Origin of the sequence: Citrobacter sp. RHB35-C17, assembly GCF_013816795.1 — a bacterium.
Taxonomy (GTDB): Bacteria; Pseudomonadota; Gammaproteobacteria; order Enterobacterales; family Enterobacteriaceae; genus Citrobacter_A; species Citrobacter_A amalonaticus.
The window spans coordinates 367,062-388,232 of the sequence record NZ_CP057150.1 but is presented as its reverse complement, the minus strand read 5'-3'; the positions used below and the strand labels follow the sequence as shown (position 1 = coordinate 388,232).

Annotated in this window: 17 protein-coding genes; 13 read left to right on the top strand and 4 right to left on the bottom strand. The window is 52.5% G+C overall.

Going from position 1 to position 21,171, the window contains the following annotated elements; genetic code table 11:
• Positions 1-18 precede the first annotated feature (18 nt).
• Together feoB and feoC are read left to right on the top strand one after the other, a co-directional pair.
• Positions 19-2,340 carry a Fe(2+) transporter permease subunit FeoB gene (gene feoB / locus HVZ37_RS01755; RefSeq protein WP_181628061.1) on the top strand — a complete coding sequence of 774 codons (2,322 nt, stop codon included), beginning with the start codon at positions 19-21 and terminating at the stop codon, positions 2,338-2,340.
• 9 nt (positions 2,341-2,349) lie between these two features.
• A complete protein-coding gene (feoC, locus tag HVZ37_RS01750) occupies positions 2,350-2,586 on the top strand; it encodes a [Fe-S]-dependent transcriptional repressor FeoC (RefSeq protein WP_181628060.1) in 237 nt (78 codons plus the stop codon).
• Positions 2,587-2,744: 158 nt separating this feature from the next.
• On the opposite strand, the gene bioH is transcribed toward feoC, so the two are convergent.
• Positions 2,745-3,515 carry a pimeloyl-ACP methyl ester esterase BioH gene (gene bioH, locus HVZ37_RS01745; protein ID WP_044263808.1) on the bottom strand — a complete coding sequence of 257 codons (771 nt, stop codon included), beginning with the start codon at positions 3,513-3,515 and terminating at the stop codon, positions 2,745-2,747.
• A gap of 37 nt (positions 3,516-3,552) precedes the next feature.
• On the opposite strand from bioH, the gene gntX reads away from it, so the two are divergent.
• The 3 genes from gntX to gntT all read left to right on the top strand — a co-directional run bounded on the left by gntX (position 3,553) and on the right by gntT (position 6,509).
• Positions 3,553-4,236 (top strand): DNA utilization protein GntX, encoded by a 684-nt coding sequence (gene gntX / locus HVZ37_RS01740; RefSeq protein WP_042998431.1) that lies wholly within the window; start codon positions 3,553-3,555, stop codon positions 4,234-4,236.
• 58 nt (positions 4,237-4,294) lie between these two features.
• Positions 4,295-4,870: a Fe-S biogenesis protein NfuA gene (nfuA, locus tag HVZ37_RS01735; protein WP_042998432.1), complete on the top strand. Its 576-nt coding sequence runs from the start codon at positions 4,295-4,297 to the stop codon at positions 4,868-4,870.
• Positions 4,871-5,192: 322 nt separating this feature from the next.
• Positions 5,193-6,509: a gluconate transporter gene (gene gntT, locus HVZ37_RS01730; RefSeq protein ID WP_042998433.1), complete on the top strand. Its 1,317-nt coding sequence runs from the start codon at positions 5,193-5,195 to the stop codon at positions 6,507-6,509.
• Positions 6,510-6,546: 37 nt separating this feature from the next.
• On the opposite strand, the gene malQ is transcribed toward gntT, so the two are convergent.
• Together malQ and malP are read right to left on the bottom strand one after the other, a co-directional pair.
• Positions 6,547-8,634, bottom strand: a complete 2,088-nt coding sequence (gene malQ, locus HVZ37_RS01725) for a 4-alpha-glucanotransferase (protein WP_181628059.1) — start codon at positions 8,632-8,634, stop codon at positions 6,547-6,549.
• A gap of 9 nt (positions 8,635-8,643) precedes the next feature.
• On the bottom strand, positions 8,644-11,037 hold the full coding sequence (malP, locus tag HVZ37_RS01720) for a maltodextrin phosphorylase (RefSeq protein WP_044253517.1): 2,394 nt from the start codon (positions 11,035-11,037) through the stop codon (positions 8,644-8,646).
• Between the two features lie 376 nt (positions 11,038-11,413).
• Here malP and HVZ37_RS01715 point away from each other — a divergent pair, with 376 nt between their 5' ends.
• From HVZ37_RS01715 to malT, 5 genes are all read left to right on the top strand, one after another.
• Entirely contained in the window at positions 11,414-11,893 is a 480-nt protein-coding gene (locus HVZ37_RS01715) for an Hcp family type VI secretion system effector (protein ID WP_044263814.1), read from the top strand.
• A gap of 28 nt (positions 11,894-11,921) precedes the next feature.
• Positions 11,922-12,791, top strand: a complete 870-nt coding sequence (locus HVZ37_RS01710) for a hypothetical protein (RefSeq protein ID WP_181628058.1) — start codon at positions 11,922-11,924, stop codon at positions 12,789-12,791.
• Positions 12,757-13,170, top strand: a complete 414-nt coding sequence (locus HVZ37_RS01705; RefSeq protein WP_181628057.1) for a hypothetical protein — start codon at positions 12,757-12,759, stop codon at positions 13,168-13,170. The genes HVZ37_RS01710 and HVZ37_RS01705 overlap by 35 nt, the downstream gene beginning before the upstream one ends.
• Positions 13,171-13,252: 82 nt before the next feature.
• Positions 13,253-13,684 carry a hypothetical protein gene (locus HVZ37_RS01700; RefSeq protein ID WP_181628056.1) on the top strand — a complete coding sequence of 144 codons (432 nt, stop codon included), beginning with the start codon at positions 13,253-13,255 and terminating at the stop codon, positions 13,682-13,684.
• Positions 13,685-14,062: 378 nt separating this feature from the next.
• Positions 14,063-16,768 carry an HTH-type transcriptional regulator MalT gene (gene malT / locus HVZ37_RS01695; RefSeq protein ID WP_044253525.1) on the top strand — a complete coding sequence of 902 codons (2,706 nt, stop codon included), beginning with the start codon at positions 14,063-14,065 and terminating at the stop codon, positions 16,766-16,768.
• Between the two features lie 27 nt (positions 16,769-16,795).
• Here the strand turns inward: malT and HVZ37_RS01690 are convergent, their stop codons facing one another.
• The gene (locus HVZ37_RS01690; RefSeq protein WP_042998440.1) at positions 16,796-17,704 is read right to left on the bottom strand and encodes a LysR family transcriptional regulator; all 909 of its coding nucleotides are present in this window, start codon (positions 17,702-17,704) and stop codon (positions 16,796-16,798) included.
• Between the two features lie 416 nt (positions 17,705-18,120).
• Between HVZ37_RS01690 and HVZ37_RS01685 the strand changes: the two genes are divergently transcribed.
• The 3 genes from HVZ37_RS01685 to HVZ37_RS01675 are packed head-to-tail and all read left to right on the top strand — an operon-like array spanning position 18,121 to position 21,100.
• The gene (locus tag HVZ37_RS01685; protein WP_042998441.1) at positions 18,121-19,425 is read left to right on the top strand and encodes a citrate:proton symporter; all 1,305 of its coding nucleotides are present in this window, start codon (positions 18,121-18,123) and stop codon (positions 19,423-19,425) included.
• Positions 19,426-19,460: 35 nt separating this feature from the next.
• Positions 19,461-20,801 (top strand): acyclic terpene utilization AtuA family protein, encoded by a 1,341-nt coding sequence (locus HVZ37_RS01680; RefSeq protein WP_181628055.1) that lies wholly within the window; start codon positions 19,461-19,463, stop codon positions 20,799-20,801.
• Positions 20,801-21,100: a hypothetical protein gene (locus HVZ37_RS01675; protein WP_042998443.1), complete on the top strand. Its 300-nt coding sequence runs from the start codon at positions 20,801-20,803 to the stop codon at positions 21,098-21,100. Before HVZ37_RS01680 ends, HVZ37_RS01675 begins: the two co-directional genes overlap by 1 nt.
• Positions 21,101-21,171 lie beyond the last annotated feature (71 nt).

Here is a 21,171-nt window from a genome sequence, read left to right as displayed (position 1 = left end):
TACAGTGAGTCTATAACGATGAAAAAATTAACCATTGGCTTAATTGGTAATCCAAATTCCGGCAAGACAACCCTGTTTAACCAACTGACCGGTGCGCGCCAGCGCGTAGGCAACTGGGCTGGGGTCACCGTGGAACGTAAAGAGGGGCAATTCACGACCACGGATCATCAGGTCACGCTGGTCGATCTGCCCGGCACGTATTCGCTCACTACCATCTCTTCGCAAACCTCTCTGGATGAGCAGATTGCCTGCCACTACATTCTGAGTGGCGACGCCGACCTGTTAATTAACGTGGTAGATGCCTCAAATCTTGAGCGTAACCTCTATCTGACGCTGCAACTGCTTGAGCTGGGCATTCCCTGCATTGTTGCACTCAACATGCTCGACATTGCGGAAAAACAGAAAATCCGCATTGATATCGACGCCCTTTCAACCCGCCTTGGCTGCCCGGTCGTCCCGCTGGTTTCTACCCGTGGACGCGGTATCGAAGCGCTGAAGCTGGCGATTGACCGCCACAACAAGAACGAAAACGTTGAACTGGTGCATTACGCCCAGCCGCTGCTGCGTGAGGCCGATAAACTGGCAAACGCCATGGCTAAAGAAATGCCGGTACAACAGCGCCGCTGGCTCGGCCTGCAAATGCTGGAAGGGGATATCTACAGCCGGGCATACGCCGGTGACGCTGCTGCGCAACTGGATATTTCGCTGGCGCATCTGAGCGACGAGATGGACGACCCGGCACTGCATATCGCCGATGCGCGTTACCAGTGCATTGCGGCGATCTGCGACGTGGTGAGCAACACTTTAACAGCAGAGCCCAGCCGCTTTACAACGGCGGTGGATAAAATCATCCTCAACCGTTTTCTCGGTCTGCCGATCTTCCTGTTTGTGATGTACCTGATGTTCCTGCTTGCCATTAACATTGGCGGCGCGCTGGCCCCTATTTTTGATGCTGGCTCTGTGGCGATTTTCATTCACGGTATCCAGTGGATCGGTTATACCCTTCACTTCCCGGACTGGCTGACCATTTTCCTCGCCCAAGGGCTGGGCGGCGGGATTAACACCGTTCTGCCGCTGGTTCCGCAGATCGGCATGATGTACCTGTTCCTCTCGTTCCTCGAAGACTCCGGTTACATGGCGCGCGCAGCATTTGTGATGGACCGTCTGATGCAGGCGCTGGGACTGCCGGGCAAATCATTCGTCCCGCTGATTGTCGGCTTTGGCTGCAACGTGCCATCGGTGATGGGGGCCCGCACCCTGGATGCGCCACGTGAGCGTCTGATGACGATCATGATGGCACCGTTCATGTCCTGTGGGGCACGACTGGCGATTTTCGCCGTGTTTGCGGCGGCCTTCTTCGGGCAGAACGGCGCGCTGGCGGTGTTCTCCCTGTATGTGCTGGGCATTGTGATGGCGGTATTGACCGGCCTGATGCTCAAACACACGATCATGCGTGGCGAAGCGTCTCCGTTTGTTATGGAGCTTCCGGTTTATCACGTCCCGCATATCAAGAGCCTGATCATCCAGACCTGGCAGCGCCTGAAAGGGTTTGTGCTGCGCGCCGGTAAAGTGATCGTCATTGTCAGCATCTTCCTGAGCGCGTTTAACAGCTTTTCACTCAGCGGCAAGATTGTCGATAATATCAACGATTCGGCGCTGGCCTCCGTCAGTCGCGTCATCACCCCCATCTTTAAACCGATTGGTGTTCATGAAGACAACTGGCAGGCAACGGTTGGGCTGTTCACGGGCGCGATGGCGAAAGAAGTGGTGGTCGGTACACTCAACACGCTCTATACCGCAGAAAACATTCAGGATGAGGAATTTAATCCGGCTGAATTTAATCTTGGCGATGAGCTGCTGAGCGCGCTGGATGAAACCTGGCAGAGCCTGAAAGATACTTTCAGCCTGAGCGTACTGGCGAACCCTATTGAAGCCAGCAAAGGCGACGGAGAAATGGCGACTGGCGCAATGGGCGTCATGGATGCGAAATTTGGCAGCGCGGCGGCAGCCTACAGCTACCTGATTTTCGTCCTGCTGTACGTTCCCTGCATCTCGGTAATGGGGGCAATTGCCCGTGAATCGAGCCGCGGCTGGATGGGCTTCTCCATTCTGTGGGGGCTGAACATCGCCTACTCGCTGTCAACCCTGTTCTACCAGGTCGCCAGCTACAGTGAGCATCCGCGCTACAGTCTGGTTTGTATCCTGGCCGTGATCCTGTTTAACGTTGTGGTGCTGGGACTGCTGCGCCGGGCGCGTAGCCGGGTGGATGTCAATCTGCTGGCCACGCGGAAAAAAGCCAGCGACTGCTGCGCCAGTACAACCACCGGCGATTGTCACTAAGGTGTCACGATGGCTTCGCTCATTCAGGTTCGCGATTTATTGGCCTTGCGGGGGCGCATGGAGGCAGCGCAAATCAGCCATACATTGCAAACGCCGCAGCCGATGATCGACGCCATGCTCAGTCAACTGGAAATGATGGGTAAAGCTATGCGGATTCAGGAAGAACCTGACGGCTGTCTCTCCGGAAGCTGCAAAAGTTGCCCGGAAGACAAAGCCTGCCTGCGTGAATGGTGGGCGCTGCGTTAAGGTATTACGGAGAGTCCGCAAGCAGCACGGCGTTTGTATGGTGCGTCGTTGCCACTGGTGGTTACCGTCGTTCCTGATGACGAGATTATGCTGCATCGCGCGGAACCATTAATCTCCGGCCCGGTAAGTAAGACACTTTCCGGGCATTTTTCTTCGCGTTACAGTCTTTGCTTTAGCGCCACTAGCGTCTGACAGAATTCATCAGGATGCGAAATAAACGGGGCATGCGCTGCCCTGGCAAAGATAAACGATTCGCTCGCTGGCCATAGTGCATCAAGCAGTGGCACCACCTTGCGGGGAACCAACCCGTCAAGATAGCCGTACAAACGCAGGAACGGTACCGTTAACGATGTCAGTGACTCGCGCAGATCAACCGTTTTCAGGATCTCCAGCCCTCCGTTAAGCACATCTACCGGCGGCATCGGCAGCGCCAGCACGGTCTTTTTCAATGCGCGTGCATCCTGACGCGCCGTTTCCGTTCCCATCGTTTGCAATGCCAGAAAGCGCTCTACCGTCCGCTGGAAGTCTTCACTCAGTTGCTGCTGGAACCCCGCCAGGACTTCCGGCTTAATCCCCGGCCAATTTTCACGTGCGCTGAAACAGGGCGATGACGCCACCGTCACCAGCGCCTGAACGCGCTCGGGATGAGTTAATGCCACCTGGCTCGCCACTAACCCGCCAAGACTCCAGCCGAGCCAGATAGCGCTCTCTGGCGCCAGTTCCAGGACGCGCTCCGCCATTTCCTCAAGCGTCATGGCCCCAAAACCCTGGCTGCGGCCAAAACCCGGTAAATCGACCAGATGCAGCGTGAAATGCGAGCTCAGTTCCTCGCTAATGCAATGCCATACTTCGGCGTTAAGTCCCCATCCGTGCAGCAGCACAAGATGACAATTTCCCTCTCCACGGGTCTGCCACCAGATGTCATTCATCAGTTACTGTTCTCTTTTCGCCAACAAGGATGAATCTATGCTAACAGTACCGGGATTATGCTGGCTATGCCGAATGCCGCTGGCGCTGAGTCGTTGGGGGATCTGTTCTGTCTGCGAACGCGCTGCGCGTCGGCACGTCTCGCTCTGTCCACGATGTGGACTCCCCTCCGCGCATCCCACAATGGCCTGCGGGCGCTGCCTGCAAAAAGCGCCGCCCTGGCAGCGACTGATTACCGTCAGTGATTATGCCCCGCCGCTCAGCACGCTCATTCATCAACTTAAGTTTTCCCGGCGCAGCGACATCGCCCCCGCGCTGTCGCGCGTTTTGCTGCTGGAGGTATTGCAGGCGCGTCGTCAGACCGGGCTGACCCTGCCGGACAGGCTGATTAGCGTTCCTCTATGGCAGCGCCGCCACTGGCGCAGGGGGTTTAATCAGAGCGATCTGTTATGCCAGTCGCTGTCTCGCTGGCTGCGTTGTCCCTGGGACAGTCGAAGCGTTACGCGCATTCGCCCTACCGCCACTCAGCACCATCTCAGTGCCAGATTGCGCAAGCGCAACCTGAAAAATGCCTTTCGCCTTGAATTGCCGGTGAAGGGACTCCATATGGTTGTTGTGGATGATGTCATCACGACCGGGAGTACCGTCGCGGAGATCGCACAGCTGCTTTTACGCAACGGCGCGGCGACTGTCCAGGTATGGTGCCTGTGTCGAACCTTGTAGAGCCTCGATGATGGGCGTATTATAACCAACTAAAATAGTCAACTATTAGGCCATTACTATGATCCGTATTTCCGATGCTGCACAAGCGCACTTTGCCAAACTGCTGGCAAATCAGGAAGAAGGGACACAAATCCGTGTATTTGTGATTAATCCCGGTACGCCTAACGCTGAATGTGGCGTTTCTTATTGTCCGCCGGACGCCGTGGAAGCAACCGACACCGCCCTGAAATTTGACCTGCTGACCGCTTATGTTGATGAGCTGAGCGCGCCCTATCTGGAAGACGCTGAGATCGATTTCGTGACCGATCAACTGGGTTCCCAACTGACGCTAAAAGCGCCGAACGCGAAAATGCGTAAAGTGGCTGACGATGCGCCGCTGATGGAACGCGTGGAGTATATGCTCCAGTCGCAAATCAACCCGCAGCTTGCCGGTCACGGTGGTCGTGTCTCTCTGATGGAGATCACCGACGAAGGCTACGCCATTCTGCAGTTTGGTGGCGGCTGTAACGGCTGTTCCATGGTCGATGTGACCCTGAAAGAAGGGATCGAGAAGCAGCTGCTGAACGAGTTCCCGGAACTGAAAGGCGTTCGCGACCTGACCGAACACCAGCGTGGCGAACACTCCTACTACTAAGTTCGCTGCTCGCGTATTGCCCGATGGCGCTAACGCTTATCGGGCATAGCGCCCCTCTTTGCGTCTTTTGCAATATCCTCTTCGATAATTTGACCTGCCTCGCATAATTTAAATTTTGCCTGCCGGGGTGATTCTCAATCACCCTATGTTACCCGTATCATTCATATGGGCACCAAACACACACATCACATCCGACTAAACTAGATAGTTTTAAGGGTAATCCGTCGAGGTGCCGTTACGTCTCTGTTCCCGGTTGGGACAAACGTAGTTTGTCGTCAAAACATTGACGTTACCCATAACAAATTGAAAGGCCAGGTAAATCATGCCATTAGTCATCGTTGCTATCGGTGTAATTTTGTTATTACTCCTGATGATCCGCTTCAAAATGAACGGTTTCATCGCTCTCGTCCTGGTGGCGCTTGCGGTTGGATTGATGCAAGGAATGCCGCTCGATAAAGTCATTGGCTCCATCAAAGCGGGTGTCGGCGGCACCCTGGGAAGTCTTGCCCTGATTATGGGCTTTGGCGCCATGCTCGGCAAAATGCTGGCAGACTGCGGGGGTGCGCAACGTATCGCCACCACGCTGATTGCGAAATTTGGTAAGAAACACATTCAGTGGGCCGTGGTATTAACCGGTTTCACCGTCGGTTTTGCACTGTTCTATGAAGTGGGCTTTGTGCTGATGCTGCCGCTGGTGTTCACTATTGCCGCCGCGGCTAACATCCCGCTGCTGTATGTCGGTGTTCCGATGGCTGCGGCGCTCTCCGTCACGCACGGCTTCCTGCCCCCGCACCCAGGCCCGACCGCTATCGCGACCATTTTCCATGCCGACATGGGTAAAACCCTGCTGTTTGGTACGATCCTGGCAATCCCGACCGTCATTCTGGCGGGTCCGGTCTTCGCTCGCTGCCTGAAAGGCATCGATAAGCCGATCCCGGAAGGTCTGTACAGCGCGAAAACCTTCACGGAAGAAGAGATGCCGAGCTTTGGCGTCAGCGTCTGGACCTCACTGGTTCCGGTAGTACTGATGGCAATGCGCGCTATTGCAGAGATGATCCTGCCGAAAGGCCATGCGTTCCTGCCTGTTGCCGAGTTCTTTGGTGACCCGGTGATGGCAACCCTGATTGCAGTCCTGATCGCCCTGTTCACCTTCGGTCTGAACCGTGGCCGTTCCATGGATCAGATTAACGATACGCTGACCTCTTCCATCAAAATTATCGCGATGATGCTGTTGATCATCGGCGGTGGCGGTGCGTTCAAGCAGGTGCTGGTCGACAGCGGCGTGGACAAATACATTGCGTCCATGATGCACGAAACCAATATCTCTCCGCTGCTGATGGCATGGTCTATCGCCGCCGTTCTGCGTATCGCGCTGGGTTCTGCTACCGTTGCCGCAATTACGGCGGGTGGAATTGTCGCACCGCTGATCGCAACCACCGGCGTCAGCCCTGAGCTGATGGTTATCGCTGTCGGTTCCGGTAGCGTTATCTTCTCTCACGTAAACGACCCTGGCTTCTGGCTGTTCAAAGAGTACTTTAACCTGACCATCGGCGAGACTATCAAGTCCTGGTCGATGCTGGAAACCATTATCTCTGTCTGCGGACTGATTGGCTGTCTGCTGCTGGGAACGGTGGTTTAACGCTAAAAAGAACCCGCCAGTTGGCGGGTTCTTTTTTTCACGTCTTCTTCGCTGCCGCTTTTCGCCGCTTATCCAGATCCTTAATCAGCTTGTTCACCCGTTCATCGGCAAACATCGCTTCAAGAGTCACGGAGAGCTTACGACGCCAGTTTTTGTACTCTGAACTGGTCCCCGGAATGTTGACCGGTTCCGCCATATCCAGCCAGTCTTCCGGCTGCAACCCTAATAACGCACTGTTACTGTCGGCGATATAACGCTGCATCCCCCGATTGAGCATCGGCGTCATCGCCATCAGCGAAGCCTTACGCCCGGCACGTTTTGGCAGGCAACCGTACTTGTGCAGCGCATCTAATAGCCCTTGTTTCGCCCGCTCACGGTCCTGATACAGTCCGCGCAGCACCATTTCATCAGGATACAGTCCCAGCGCTTTGCCCAGCGTCAAATCACCGCTGTCCCAATAACCTTTGAGCGTAGGAAGATCATGCGTCGTCGCGACAGCCATTGATTGTTCCGGATACGCTTTCGGCGCACGGTAGTTCTTCTCATGGTCGTTCTCGAAATAGAGCACTTTGTAGGAGTACACGCCGCTGGTTCGCAGTTTGCCAACAATCTCCACCGGAACGGTACCCAGGTCTTCACCAATCACCATGCAATGGTGACGCTGACTTTCCAGCGCCAGAATCGACAACAGGTCGTCGACCGGATAGTGAACATAGGCGCCGTGGTCGGCGGTTTCACCGTAGGGGATCCACCACAACCGCAGCATCGACATGACATGATCGATGCGCAGCGCGCCGCAGTTTTGCATATTCGCCCGCAGGAGTTCGATAAACGGCTCGTAGGCACGCGCCGTAATGATATGCGGATCCATCGGCGGCAGGCCCCAGTTCTGTCCAAGCGGACCGAGGATATCCGGCGGCGCGCCAACAGAGGCTTTCAGGCAATACAGCTCGCGATCGCACCAGGTTTCCGCCCCACCTTCCGCCACGCCCACCGCCAGATCGCGATACAGGCCAATTGGCATCTTAAAGCCCTGACTGGTCTCCCAGCAGGCGGCAAACTGGATGTACGCCAGCCACTGTAACCAGAGATAAAAATCCACTTCATCACGATGTTCGTGACAGAATTTTTCCACCTCCGGCGAATCAACAGACTGATACGCTTCCGGCCAGGCCGGCCAGCCCCAGCGCAGTTCATCCTCTTTCACCTGCCAGGCATGCAGCGCATCAAACGCCGCCTGCCAGTACAGGCTGTCGCCTTCCTGAGCCACGAACGCCCGGAATGCCGTCATCTGTTCATCGTCGCGCGTGGTAAACCCTTTCCATGCCATGCGCAGCGCGGTCATTTTCAGCGTGGTGACTGCCGAGTAATCCACCCATTGGGCATCCCGCGCCTGTTGCAGTATTTTCTGCGTATCGGGCATCTGCCACCAGGCCTGCGCTTCTTGACTCAGGCGAAAATCATCGACAGCGTTCACATCAATGTAAATGACGTTCAGCCAGCGACGTGAAGACGGGCTGTACGGGCTGGCGCTCTCCGGGTTTGCCGGATAGAGCGCGTGGATCGGATTGAGGCCGATAAACGCCCCCCCGCGTTTTGCCACATCCACCAGCATTAACTTCAGATCGCCGAAATCACCGATTCCCCAGTTGTGCTCTGAACGCAGCGTATAGAGCTGTACGCAGGCACCCCAGAGTTTCTGCCCGGTCAGCAGCGCCTGCGGCTCGTAGCAGCGTTTTGGCGCCACGATGATGCGGCAATGGTGTCGCTGTTCATCCTGCGTCAGGGTCAACGTGTGATAACCCAGCGGCAGCTTTGTCGGCAGAGTAAAGGATTTCCCGCCGGTGGCGTGCCCCTTAAACTGCACACCCTCTTCGGTGGTCAACAGCCAGTTGAATTCACCGTGTCCCTCTACCGCTAGCGACATCTTTTTGCCTGCGGTGTAGACCATCACATTCGGCACCGCCGTCACCGCTACCTTTGCGGCGGCAGCGGTACGGTGCATAGCATCCAACAAACGTCGCTTGGTTTCGGCACCAATTGACTGCGGCTTGCCGTGGGCATTGATATAATTGGGACTGATCCCCGCCGCCAGCGCGGCATTATCCAGACGTTTGCTATCCATCGCGCTTCCTTAGCGTTTCGCCTGCCAGATTCGGGTCTGATAATCGCGAATGGAGCGATCCGAGCTGAACATACCGCAGCGTGCGGAGTTCAGGATCGCCGCACGCGTCCAGGCCTCCTGGTCACGATACAACACATCCACCTGTTTCTGCGCCTCAACGTAGGCCGCAAAGTCCGCCATCACCAGATACGGATCGCCCCCCTGTTTGCCTATGCTGTGCAGCATCTGATCAAAGGCATGCTTATCGCCGGCGCTGAACTTACCGCTCTCCAGCTCTTTCAGCACGGCATCGAGCACTTTATCCTTTTTGCGCCATTTCAGCGGATCGTAGCCTTTGGCTTTCAGCGCCTTCACCTGTTCCACGGTATGCCCAAAGATAAAGATATTCTCATCACCCACTTTCTCGGCGATTTCTACGTTCGCACCGTCCAGCGTGCCGACCGTCAGTGCGCCGTTGAGCGCCAGCTTCATGTTGCCGGTGCCAGAAGCTTCTTTCCCCGCTGTGGAGATCTGCTCGGAGATATCCGCCGCCGGAATCAGCATTTCTGCCGCTGACACGCAGTAATCCGGCAGGAACACCACTTTCAGTTTGTCGCCGACGTTCGGGTCGTTATTAATGGTTTCCGCCACCTTGTTAATGGCAAAGATGATGTTTTTCGCCAGGTAGTAACCCGGAGCCGACTTCGCGCCGAACAGGAAGACGCGCGGAACGCGATCGGCCTGCGGGTTTTCGCGAATCTCTTTATACAACGCCAGGATATGCAGCAGGTTCAGGTGCTGACGTTTGTATTCGTGCAGACGCTTAATCTGAATATCGAAAATCGCCTGCGGGTTAATCTCAATCCCAGTACGAACTTTCACAAACTCAGCCAGACGTACCTTATTGGCCTGCTTGATATCACGCCAGGTCTTGCGGAATTTAGCATCATCAGCGTACTTCTCAAGATTGATCAACTGATCGAGATCGTTCGCCCACTCTTTCTTCAGCGTTTTATCAAACAGCGCAGCCAGTTCCGGGTTGCACTGTTTGATCCAGCGACGCGGCGTGATGCCGTTGGTCACGTTATGGAACTTGTTCGGCCACAGTTGGTGATATTCCGGGAACAGATCTTTCACCACCAGATCGGAGTGCAGTGCGGCAACGCCGTTGACCGCAAAGCCGCTGACGACGCACATGTTCGCCATGCGCACCTGTTTGTCGTGAACCACCGCCAGCTTTGCCCAAACCTGCTTGTCGCCAGGCCAGGTTTTATCGACCAGCGTCTTAAAGCGATCGTTAATCTCTTTGATGATCTGCATATGACGCGGCAGCAGCGCTTTCACCAGCTTCTCATCCCAGCACTCCAGCGCTTCTGGCATCAGGGTATGGTTGGTATAGGCGAACGTTTTGCTGGTGATCGCCCAGGCGTCGTCCCAGCTCATCTGATGCTCGTCAAGCAGCACGCGCAGCAGTTCCGGAATCGCAATTGTCGGATGGGTATCGTTCAGTTGAATGACTTCGTAATCCGCCAGCTCATGCAGTTTGCGGCCAGCCAGATGATGACGACGCAGAATGTCTGCCACTGAACAGGCGCACTGGAAGTATTGCTGCATCAGACGCAGCTTCTTACCCGCCGTGTGGTTATCGTTCGGGTAAAGCACTTTGGTCAGTTTATCGGCGTCAATCCCCTGCTGTTCCGCACGCAGAAAATCACCGTCATTAAATTTGGTCAGGTTAAACGGATGAGCGTGAGTGGCCTGCCACAGACGCAGCGGTTGCGCCACGCCGTTACGGTAGCCCAGCACCGGCAGATCCCACGCCTGCCCGGTAATCACAAAGCCGGGTTCCCAGTGACCGCCTTTTGTCACCTTACCGCCAATACCCACCTGCACATCAAGCTGCTCGTTATGACGGAACCACGGATAGCTGCCGCGATGCCAGTCATCCGGCGCTTCCATTTGCTGGCCGTCGGCAAAGGATTGACGGAACAGGCCGTACTGATAGTTCAGACCATAACCGGTGGCAGATTGACCCACGGTCGCCATTGAGTCCAGGAAGCAGGCGGCAAGACGCCCTAATCCTCCGTTGCCCAGCGCCGGGTCGATCTCTTCTTCCAGCAAATCGGTCAGCTGGACGTCGTACGCTTTCAGCGCATCGCTCACCGCCTGATACCAGCCCAGGTTAAGCAGATTATTCCCCGTCAGACGACCAATCAGGAACTCCATCGAGATGTAGTTCACATGGCGCTGATTTTTCGCCGGTTTCGCCACAGGTTGGGCACTGAGAAGTTCCGCCAGCGCGCCGCTGACGGCGTGCCACCATTGACGGGACGTCATCTCGTGAGCTGACAGTAAACCGAAACGCTGCCACTGACGTGTCAGGGCTGCCTGAAATTGCTCTTGATTGAAGGTTGGCTGTGACATAGGAATTCCGGGTCCTTTGGTAAAAAACAACGTTATCGCTAGTTTGCCAGGCTCAATGTTGACCTTCCTCATCCCACTCTTGATTAGGCGGGGAGGAGTAGTGGGGATGAGCGTAAAAGTGTGATCGGTGCCACTCTCGCGTACCGCACCCGACTGTTCAGTTCACAGTCATTCACTTATTTTAAACCATTTTTATATTTTACCTGGCTCTAATCACAGAATCAGGGAAGAAATGATATAACGCGGGTATGAAGAATCTCTCTGGTTTCAAGTCCATATAAAAACAAAACCAGTTGAAATGACAATAATACAAGCGCACACTAATTTTATTGTATTTTAATATATTATCACCACTAATAAATTAAAAGGAAATAATATGTCCCATTTATCCTGGCTCACGCTGACAGGAGAGATTCAGGGAGATATATCAGCGCAGTGCGGCTCCCGGAGTTCAATAGGTAATAAATCTCAAACCCGTCATATTGATCAGATAATGATTTACGCACTTGAACATGAAACATCACGGCAACAAAATGTTTGTCATCATGAATTGCAAATAATTAAGCCCGTTGACCGTTCGTCGCCGTTACTCAGCAAAGCCATCAACGATAACGAAACGCTTGAGTGTGAACTCGACCTGTATCGCGTTAATCCAGGAGGTCAACAGGAGATCTACTATAAAATTAAATTATTCAAAGCTCATATTTCTAACATCAAAATAATTGTGCCACATAATATTATTGAAAATGGAAACGAAGCACAGGAACGTGTTTGTTTTACGTATGAATCCATCAGTTGGGAACACTGTATGGCGAGCACCAGCGCATTTAGCTTTTGGAGCGACCGACTCTTCTGAGTCTGAATAACATATATAAGGAAATAGCATGCGTCATCGTCCCTCTTCTTCGTTGTACGAGAACACTTCACGTCATCCCGATGGCGATCCGCTGCGCGGCTCAGCAGACATCCACTGGAGTTCAATGAACCCTGTGCAGCGCGATATGGCTTTTATGGATGGATCATTCATCACACAACACCACCATATCCTCCTGTTGACGATAGAAGAAGCACAGCAAGTCGTGGATGACTTAATGGGAGGAATTGATCAGTTTTTTTCGTACCTCGCAGCACCCGGGAATATGAAAGATGGACTGGATGCCTTTCGCAGTCTGTCTAAGCTCACAACATATTACAACCCGGCTAACGAATTGGTTTTTAACTTTACTGTATTAAAAATAAAAGCGATCGAGTACAACGTGGGCGGCAAAGCCTATATAAAAATTACGGGATACCCTGCGTTACGCCGTATTCTTAACGGGACCCGCTACGGTGCCAGGCATCCGCAAATACTGGAAATGGCCATCGGTAAACGTGGGCTTTACAACAGTATCAGCAGTGGTGTCAGATATTGCCTCTATTTTTATCTGGCCTGGCGAGCCATCGAATTGATTTTTAAATCAGATTATCAGATGGTGGATTTTCTGGTCGATATTTCAATGGACATGGCTAAAGCGGTAGTGTCGGGGGTTGTGATTGGGGTTGCGATTACAGGCCTATTGGTTTTATTTAGTGCTCCAGTAATTGTTACTGGTACCATCCTCGTTGCCCTGGGCCTGGCTCTGAATATCGGATTAAATATTATTGATGACGAAATTGGCCTTTCAAAGAATTTAAAAATTACATTACGCGATTATATACATAATCACAGGAATTATGATTATGGATTTAACTCCCCAAACTTCTATTCATTTTAAGAATGACAACATGAAAAACATTCATCTGCGACTTGTCGCCATTGCACTAATTATTTCTCTCCTCGGGATCCTACATTTCTTGTTATTTGGCAGAATAATGACTGATTTTTTATCCTTGATAAGAATGGGGGATGTTATCAGCTACAATAAAACATGCATTGTGCTTGGCGGCGCACCGGCACTCATTTTAGCATTAATTTTATGCATTATGGCTTTATTTAGTAAAGATGTACATTCCAGTATTCCTGCATCAATAGAAACGCCAGTGAGCTTTATTGTTGTCATATCTTTTATTATCGGTTTTATTGCTAACTTTATTGTGCCATTTCTCCTTGCTGGCACTTTCCTACCATTCCTGCCCGCAGGACAACCTTCATGATTATCATGTGATCGATATAAAACTTTGCGAAACCCTTGTTGATAATCGTAGTTTTTTTAATCGCTCATTTTAAGGAGGTCTTATGAAAAAATTATTTAAGCGGTTAATGTGCCTTTTATTAATTACCTTCCTCCTTAGCATGCTTTATGCATTAATATTTGGTAATGTAATGACCGATTTCTTATCTTTGATAAGAATGGGTGATGTAATCACATATCACCATACGTGCTTACTAATAAGTGGAATACCGTTAATGTTGTATACAACCTTTGCTATGGTACGGGTTTTATTCAGCAATGATTTGCAATACAAAGCCCTTCCTGATCCTTTTGAAGTCTGGGTGCTGGGCACTGGCGCGCTCTTTTTTGCTATCGGCTTTATTGCAAACTTTATTGTCCTGCTTTTATTTCTGGTATCGTCATATCACTCCTGCCCACAGGACAACCTTCATGATTATCATGTGACTGATGTTAAGCTTTGCGAAACCCTTGTTGATAATCGTAGTTTCTGGTAGGAGCAGTCATAGAAACTGCTAATAATAACGAGAATAAGATTACCTTTTTTTATATCGATAACATCCTCACCTTTTGATTACCCTTTGTCGGTAAAAATTTTATCACGGTAAGTTACAATTTCGCCTGTCACAGAGAGGATCGTAAGCCTATACAAAGTGTCAGGACTCTTCAGCAAAAGTAAATACCCCGGCATCCCCTCCGCCAACCGTATCCAGTAGAGGTTATCCATCAGATAAATTTGTGATGTAGTGCAAATTAAGGCGGTTCATTACCGGACATACCTTGCAAAAGTTCCTAATCTGGCCGACCTTATATCTATTAATTACGAAGCGCAAAAAAAATCGCAGTCCCCCATTTTCCACAGTGAAGTGTTAACTATGTTGATTCCGTCCAAACTAAGTCGTCCGGTTCGTCTCGACCATACAGTGGTCCGTGAGCGCCTGTTGGCTAAACTTTCCGGCGCGAACAATTTCAGGCTGGCCCTGATCACAAGTCCTGCAGGTTATGGGAAGACTACGCTCATTTCACAATGGGCCGCCGGGAAAAGTGAACTCGGCTGGTACTCACTGGATGAGGGCGACAACCAGCAGGAGCGTTTTGCCAGCTATCTGATTGCCGCGGTACAGCAGGCCACTAACGGTCATTGCACCACCAGCGAAGTGATGGTGCAAAAACGGCAGTATGTCAGTCTGACTTCGCTTTTTGCGCAGCTCTTTATTGAGCTGGCGGAATGGCATCGCCCGCTGTATCTGGTCATCGACGATTACCATCTGATCACTAATCCGGTGATTCATGAGTCCATGCGCTTCTTCCTGCGTCATCAGCCTGAAAATCTCACGCTGGTGGTACTGTCGCGTAATTTACCGCAGTTGGGGATTGCCAACCTGCGCGTGCGCGACCAGCTTCTGGAGATAGGCAGTCAGCAACTAGCCTTTAATCATCAGGAAGCCAAACAGTTTTTTGACCGCCGCTTATCCTCCCCCATCGAAGCCGCCGAAAGCAGCCGGATGTGTGACGATGTGGCAGGCTGGGCGACCGCATTACAGCTCATCGCCCTCTCTGCGCGGCAAAACAACCACTCTGCGCATCAGTCGGCACGCCGTCTGGCGGGAATTAACGCCAGCCATCTTTCAGATTATCTGGTCGATGAAGTGCTGGACAGCGTCGATGTCAGCACCCGCCTTTTCCTGCTGAAAAGTGCAGTTTTACGGTCAATGAACGATGCGCTGATTGTACGTGTAACCGGCGAAGAAAATGGTCAGATGCGGCTGGAAGAGATCGAGCGGCAAGGGCTTTTCCTGCAACGGATGGATGACTCCGGCGAATGGTTCAGTTATCACCCGCTGTTTGGCAGTTTCCTGCGCCAGCGCTGCCAGTGGGAACTGGCGACCGAGTTACCTGATATCCATCGCGCCGCAGCGGAAAGCTGGATGGCGCAGGGTTTCCCCAGCGAAGCCATCCACCATGCGCTGGCGGCCGGCGATGCGCATATGCTGCGCGATATTTTGCTTAACCACGCGTGGGGATTGTTTAACCACAGCGAACTGGCGCTGCTGGAAGAGTCACTAAAAGCGCTGCCGTGGGAAAGCCTGCTGGAAAACCCGCGTCTGGTGTTGTTACAGGCCTGGCTGATGCAGAGCCAGCATCGCTACAGCGAAGTAAACACCCTGCTGGCCCGTGCCGAACAAGAGATTCAGGGCGTGATGGACAGCACGCTGCATGCCGAGTTTAACGCGCTCCGCGCTCAGGTGGCGATCAACGACGGCAATCCCGATGAGGCTGAACGCCTGGCGAAACTGGCGCTGGATGAGTTGCCCATCGCCTTGTATTACAGCCGTATTGTTGCAACCTCGGTGCACGGCGAAGTGCTGCACTGTAAGGGGGATCTCTCTCGCTCCTTAACGCTGATGCAGCAGACCGAACAGATGGCGCGTCATCATGATGTCTGGCACTACGCGCTCTGGAGTTTGATCCAGCAGAGTGAAATCCTCTTTGCCCAGGGATTCTTGCAGGCCGCCTGGGAAACCCAGGAGAAAGCGTTCCAGTTGATTAAAGATCAGCATCTGGAACAGTTGCCCATGCACGAATTTCTGGTGCGCATTCGTGCCCAACTGCTGTGGGCGTGGGCGCGACTGGATGAAGCGGAAGCCTCTGCGCGCAGCGGTATCGAAGTGCTTTCCGCCTTTCAGCCGCAGCAACAATTACAGTGTCTGGCGCTGTTGGTGCAGTGCTCGCTGGCCCGTGGCGATCTGGACAATGCCCGCAGCCATCTCAACCGCCTGGAGAATCTGCTGGGCAACGGTCACTACCATAGCGACTGGATCTCAAACGCCGATAAAGTTCGGGTGATCTACTGGCAAATGGTCGGCGATAAAAAGTCGGCCGCCAACTGGCTGCGCCAGACGCCGAAACCGGAGTTTGCCAATAACCACTTCCTGCAAGGCCAGTGGCGTAATATCGCCAGAGCGCAAATTCTGCTGGGCGAATTTGAACCCGCAGAGATCGTACTCGAAGAGCTGAATGAAAATGCGCGCAGTCTGCGCCTGATGAGCGATCTTAACCGTAACCTGCTGCTGCTCAACCAACTTTACTGGCAGGCCGGGCGCAAAAATGACGCGCAGCGCGTGCTGCTTGATGCCCTGCAATTAGCCAATCGCACCGGATTCATCAGCCATTTCGTGATTGAAGGCGAGTCGATGGCGCAGCAACTACGCCAGCTTATTCAACTGAATACGCTGCCGGAACTGGACCAACACCGCGCGCAGCGCATTCTGCGTGAGATCAACCAGCATCACCGCCACAAGTTCGCCCACTTTGACGAAAGCTTTGTTGAGCGCCTGCTGAACCACCCGGAAGTACCAGAGCTAATCCGCACCAGTCCGCTGACGCAGCGCGAATGGCAGGTGCTGGGGCTTATCTACTCCGGCTACAGCAACGAGCAAATCGCTGGCGAACTGGCGGTAGCGGCGACCACCATCAAGACGCATATCCGTAATTTGTATCAAAAACTGGGCGTGGCGCACCGTCAGGATGCGGTCCAACACGCGCAGCGGCTGCTGAAAATGATGGGTTATGGGGTGTAGCAAGCCGGTCTTTCGCGGGTGTTTACATCACATATGTTCTGACGCGAACTGGTGCGCCTGGCAGGTAATGAATTCCGCAAACGACGCGACGCCAGGCGCGAGATGTCGCCCCTTCGGCGTCACCAGATAGATTGCCCGCTCCAGTGCTAAATCTTCAAACGGTAAAATCACGATATCTTTATGGTTGAACTGGAACAGCGTTAATCCAGTCGTAATGCTGATCCCGTAGTTGGCGGCAATCAGGCCCATCATCGTGGTGAGTTGGCGCACTTCCAGTTGATAATTAAAGCTCATGGCCAGATTTTCGCAGAGCTTATCGGTGTACTGCCGAATGCTGGTGCCGACACTGAAACCAATAAAGGGATAATCGCAAACCTGACTGAGCGATACCGAAGATTGTTGTGCCAGTGGATGTTCGCGATGACAGAGCAGATAAAATTTATCCGAGAACAATAACGTTGAATCGAACGTGGTCAACGAGGGTTGCCCGGCGGTTAATGCCATGTCCGCCTGACCATCAAGTAATGCCTTCAGACAGCGATCCCACTGGGTGTCGATCAGTTTCACATTACTTTGCGGCACCCTCTTACTGTATTTCACCAGTATTTCAGGTAGCCATTCCACTGCCAGCGAAGGCAACACCGCAAGGGTGATATCGTTATTATTACCCGCTACCCGGTCTTTGATTTCGCCCACGGCATCATCATGGCTCTGCACAATCTTGCGCGCCAGATCGAGAAAATGAATGCCATCCGCATTCAGCAACACGCGCCGTGTATCTCTGTCGAATAGCCGGTAGCCAATCTCCTCTTCCAGTGATGCAATCAGGGTACTAAACGCGGGCTGAGAAAGGTTAAACCGCCGGGCTGCCTGAGTAAAACTATCAGCCTCGCTTAATATTAAAAATGCCCTGAGTTGTTTAATCGATAGATTCATTTCCTTCTCCTGCCATCGAAATCATTAATTATCTTATCGGTTTTTAAAATGAATAAAAGGCAGTTAATTTCTTTTTATGACCCACCCCACAATAACCGCAATTTAATTTCTATTCACTGCCCTATCGCCACTAAAGTTTTTTAAGAAAAACACACTCAATATACATAACAACCCTATGTTTATAAAGTGATTTATATATTTAAGCAAATTAGCTATAGCGTTATTTTTATCTCAAATAGTCGCATTAACCCTTACAACAAATGACTTCATTGGATTTACAAATTAGTACCATCCGGTGCACTGTGATAAAAACTAATGCACTGATAAAACATATATCCCTCTGAACACAATTAACATTGTATTTACTTTTATACATTCGAAGCATATAAGTTTATAAAAATATTAAGGAGAAACTCATGCTGGCGCTAATAGGTGTGCTTACTATAGCCACCTTATTATTTTTTATCATGTCCAAAAGGATGTCGCCTCTGGTTGCCCTGATCGTTATTCCGGTGATTGGCGCGCTGGCTGCAGGTTGCGGAACAGATACCGCAAAATATGTGGTCGAAGGCATCACAAAACTGGCCCCGATGGCGGCGATGTTCGTCTTTGCGATCGCTTTTTTTGGCGTTGTGACGGATGCCGGGATGTTTGACCCTATCGTACGCGGTATATTGCGATTCGTAGGAACCAACCCGGTTAAAATCATCATTGGTACGGGCCTTCTGGCACTCATCGCCCACCTTGACGGTAATGGCGCGGTGACCTTCTTAATCACTGTCCCCACCATGCTGCCGCTGTTCAATCGCCTCGGTATGGACAAACGGATCTTACTTGGTATTGTTGCGCTCAGCGCCGGGGTCAACTTTTTACCCTGGACCGGGCCGATGATTCGCGCCTCGGCCGCATTGAACGTCACCACCCATGACCTCTTTATTCCGTTAATTCCAGCACAGCTCGCGGGCCTGACCTTTATGGTCATCATGGGTTGGTACTGGGGTAAACGCGAAGAGAAACGCCTTGGCGCCGCCCACTTTGCTGCGGCCGCAGGTGATTTTTCGCATCATAAGGAACTGACCGAGCAGGAAAAAGTCCTGCGTCGTCCACATCTTTTCTGGGTAAATATCGCGCTGGTTATTGCCGTGATCGGCACAATGGTGTTCACCCGCATCTCCCCCACCGTTGCCTTCATGATCGCCCTGACACTGGCGTTGATGATCAACTATCCGAATGTTGAAATGCAGAAAGAACGGATCAATGCCCACGCAAAAGCGGCGCTGATGATGGCCAGTATCCTGTTCGCGGCAGGGGCATTTACCGGAATCATGGGCGGTGCTGGCATGCTGAAAGCCATGTCTCATGCGGCGGTAGAGTTTATGCCTGCGGCACTGGCATCCCATATTCCGTTCATCGTCGGTTTGATCTCGATGCCGTTGTCGTTGATTTTCGATCCAGACTCTTACTACTTCGGCATTATGCCTGTCGTCGCGCATACCGTGGACATTATGGGTATCCCTGCCATTCAGGTTGCTCAGGCATCGGTGCTCGGTCAGATGACCACCGGCTTCCCGGTCAGTCCACTGACTCCCGCGACCTTCCTGTTGGTCAGTCTTGCCGGTGTCGACCTCGCGGATCACCAAAAATTCTCCATCCCGGTCCTGTGGGCAGCTAGCGTCATTATGACCTTTGCTGCGGCCCTCACCGGCGTCTTCCCGATTTAACAGCACATTTCTTGTTAAGAATTAAGGAAATAAAAATGAAAACCATTCGAATTGGTTCCGGAGCAGGCTACGCAGGTGACCGCATTGAGCCTGCGGTTGAACTGGCCGAAAAAGGGGAACTGGATTACCTGGTGTTTGAATGTCTGGCAGAGCGCACTATCGCCATTGGACAAAAACAGAAGCAGCAGGATCCGAACAAAGGCTATAACGAACTGCTCGAAGCGCGGATGCGCGCGGTGTTACCGACCTGTCACGCCAAAAGTATGCGGATCATCTCTAACATGGGTTCCGCCAACCCGCTCGCCGCCGGAAAAGCGGTGTTGAAGATTGCCCAGGAACTGGGTTTACATGGCCTGAAAGTCGCGGTGGTCACGGGTGATGACGTGTTGTCGCTCATACAGTCGATGGACCTGACGCTGGACGAAGCCTGTGTTCCCATCTCTCGCTTTGAAAAAACCTTACTTTCCGCAAACGCGTATTTAGGCGCGGCGGGGTTACTGGAAGCACTTGAGTCCGATGCAGATGTGGTGATTGCCGGACGCGTCGCCGACCCGTCGCTTTTTCTTGCACCGATGATGCATAAGTTCAACTGGGCCGCTGATGACTGGCATCACCTGGGCATGGGGACCTGTATCGGTCATCTTCTGGAGTGCGCCGGGCAAATCACCGGCGGATATTACGCCGATCCGGGGGTGAAGGATGTTCCTCATCTGGCACACCTCGGTTTCCCACTGGCTGAGGTCAGTGAAGATGGCAGCGCCACCATAACCAAAGTGGCCGGGTCTGGCGGACTGATCACTGAAGACACCTGCAAAGAGCAACTACTGTACGAGATCCACCGGCCGGATCGTTATCTCACTCCTGACGTGGTCGCTGACTTCAGCCATGTGCGTTTTAGCCAATGCGGCCCGGATGAGGTGCGGGTTACCGGCGCGACGGGTGCGCCACGTACCGAAACACTGAAGGTTTCTGTCGGTTATCAGGATGGTTTTATCGGTGAAGGCGAAATATCCTACGCCGGTCCAAGTGCGGTAAATCGTGGACGTCTCGCTCTCGACATCGTGCGTGAGCGCTTCGCGATTTGTCACTTTAACGCGCAGGAAACACGTTACGACCTCATTGGTGTCAATGCGCTGCATGGTGAAACGCGTGGTCAGTACAGCGAGCCCTATGAAGTTCGCGCTCGTGTTGCTGCACGCTGCGCTACTCGTGCGCAGGCGGTCACCGTCGGCAACGAAGTGGAAACACTTTATACCAACGGACCTGCGGGCGGTGGTGGTGTCATGAAATCGGTAAAAGAAATACTGGCCATGGACTCCACCCTTATTCCGCGTCAATGCGTTCAACACCATGTTACCGTGCTGGAGAATAAATAATGAAATTACGTGAAATAGCGCATTCCCGTACCGGAGATAAAGGAAATATTTCCAATATTTCCTTAATTGCCTGGCGTCCGGAAGATTATTCCATACTGGCAGAACAAGTCACCGCCGAAAGAGTCAAAGCCTGGTTTGGCGATATTGTACAGGGCGAGGTGATTCGCTATGAATTACCGGAACTCGGCGCTCTAAATTTCGTGATGCATAAAGCGCTGGGCGGTGGCGTTACTCGCTCGCTGGCGCTGGATATGCACGGCAAAGGGCTGAGCTCCGCGTTGCTGGATATGCCCATTTAATTCTTTTCGGACACGAAGATCTCCATCTTCGGCGGGGTTTCATTACTCCGCCGGGGGATCCTTGTCTTCAA

Excerpts from the sequence above, each read along its gene's own strand:
- feoB (WP_181628061.1), top strand. The coding sequence starts at position 19 with ATGAAAAAATTAACCATTGGCTTAATTGGTAATCCAAATTCCGGCAAG.
- feoC (WP_181628060.1), top strand. The coding sequence starts at position 2,350 with ATGGCTTCGCTCATTCAGGTTCGCGATTTATTGGCCTTGCGGGGGCGC.
- bioH (WP_044263808.1), bottom strand. The coding sequence starts at position 3,515 with ATGAATGACATCTGGTGGCAGACCCGTGGAGAGGGAAATTGTCATCTT.
- gntX (WP_042998431.1), top strand. The coding sequence starts at position 3,553 with ATGCTAACAGTACCGGGATTATGCTGGCTATGCCGAATGCCGCTGGCG.
- nfuA (WP_042998432.1), top strand. The coding sequence starts at position 4,295 with ATGATCCGTATTTCCGATGCTGCACAAGCGCACTTTGCCAAACTGCTG.
- gntT (WP_042998433.1), top strand. The coding sequence starts at position 5,193 with ATGCCATTAGTCATCGTTGCTATCGGTGTAATTTTGTTATTACTCCTG.
- malQ (WP_181628059.1), bottom strand. The coding sequence starts at position 8,634 with ATGGATAGCAAACGTCTGGATAATGCCGCGCTGGCGGCGGGGATCAGT.
- malP (WP_044253517.1), bottom strand. The coding sequence starts at position 11,037 with ATGTCACAGCCAACCTTCAATCAAGAGCAATTTCAGGCAGCCCTGACA.
- HVZ37_RS01715 (WP_044263814.1), top strand. The coding sequence starts at position 11,414 with ATGTCCCATTTATCCTGGCTCACGCTGACAGGAGAGATTCAGGGAGAT.
- HVZ37_RS01710 (WP_181628058.1), top strand. The coding sequence starts at position 11,922 with ATGCGTCATCGTCCCTCTTCTTCGTTGTACGAGAACACTTCACGTCAT.
- HVZ37_RS01705 (WP_181628057.1), top strand. The coding sequence starts at position 12,757 with ATGGATTTAACTCCCCAAACTTCTATTCATTTTAAGAATGACAACATG.
- HVZ37_RS01700 (WP_181628056.1), top strand. The coding sequence starts at position 13,253 with ATGAAAAAATTATTTAAGCGGTTAATGTGCCTTTTATTAATTACCTTC.
- malT (WP_044253525.1), top strand. The coding sequence starts at position 14,063 with ATGTTGATTCCGTCCAAACTAAGTCGTCCGGTTCGTCTCGACCATACA.
- HVZ37_RS01690 (WP_042998440.1), bottom strand. The coding sequence starts at position 17,704 with ATGAATCTATCGATTAAACAACTCAGGGCATTTTTAATATTAAGCGAG.
- HVZ37_RS01685 (WP_042998441.1), top strand. The coding sequence starts at position 18,121 with ATGCTGGCGCTAATAGGTGTGCTTACTATAGCCACCTTATTATTTTTT.
- HVZ37_RS01680 (WP_181628055.1), top strand. The coding sequence starts at position 19,461 with ATGAAAACCATTCGAATTGGTTCCGGAGCAGGCTACGCAGGTGACCGC.
- HVZ37_RS01675 (WP_042998443.1), top strand. The coding sequence starts at position 20,801 with ATGAAATTACGTGAAATAGCGCATTCCCGTACCGGAGATAAAGGAAAT.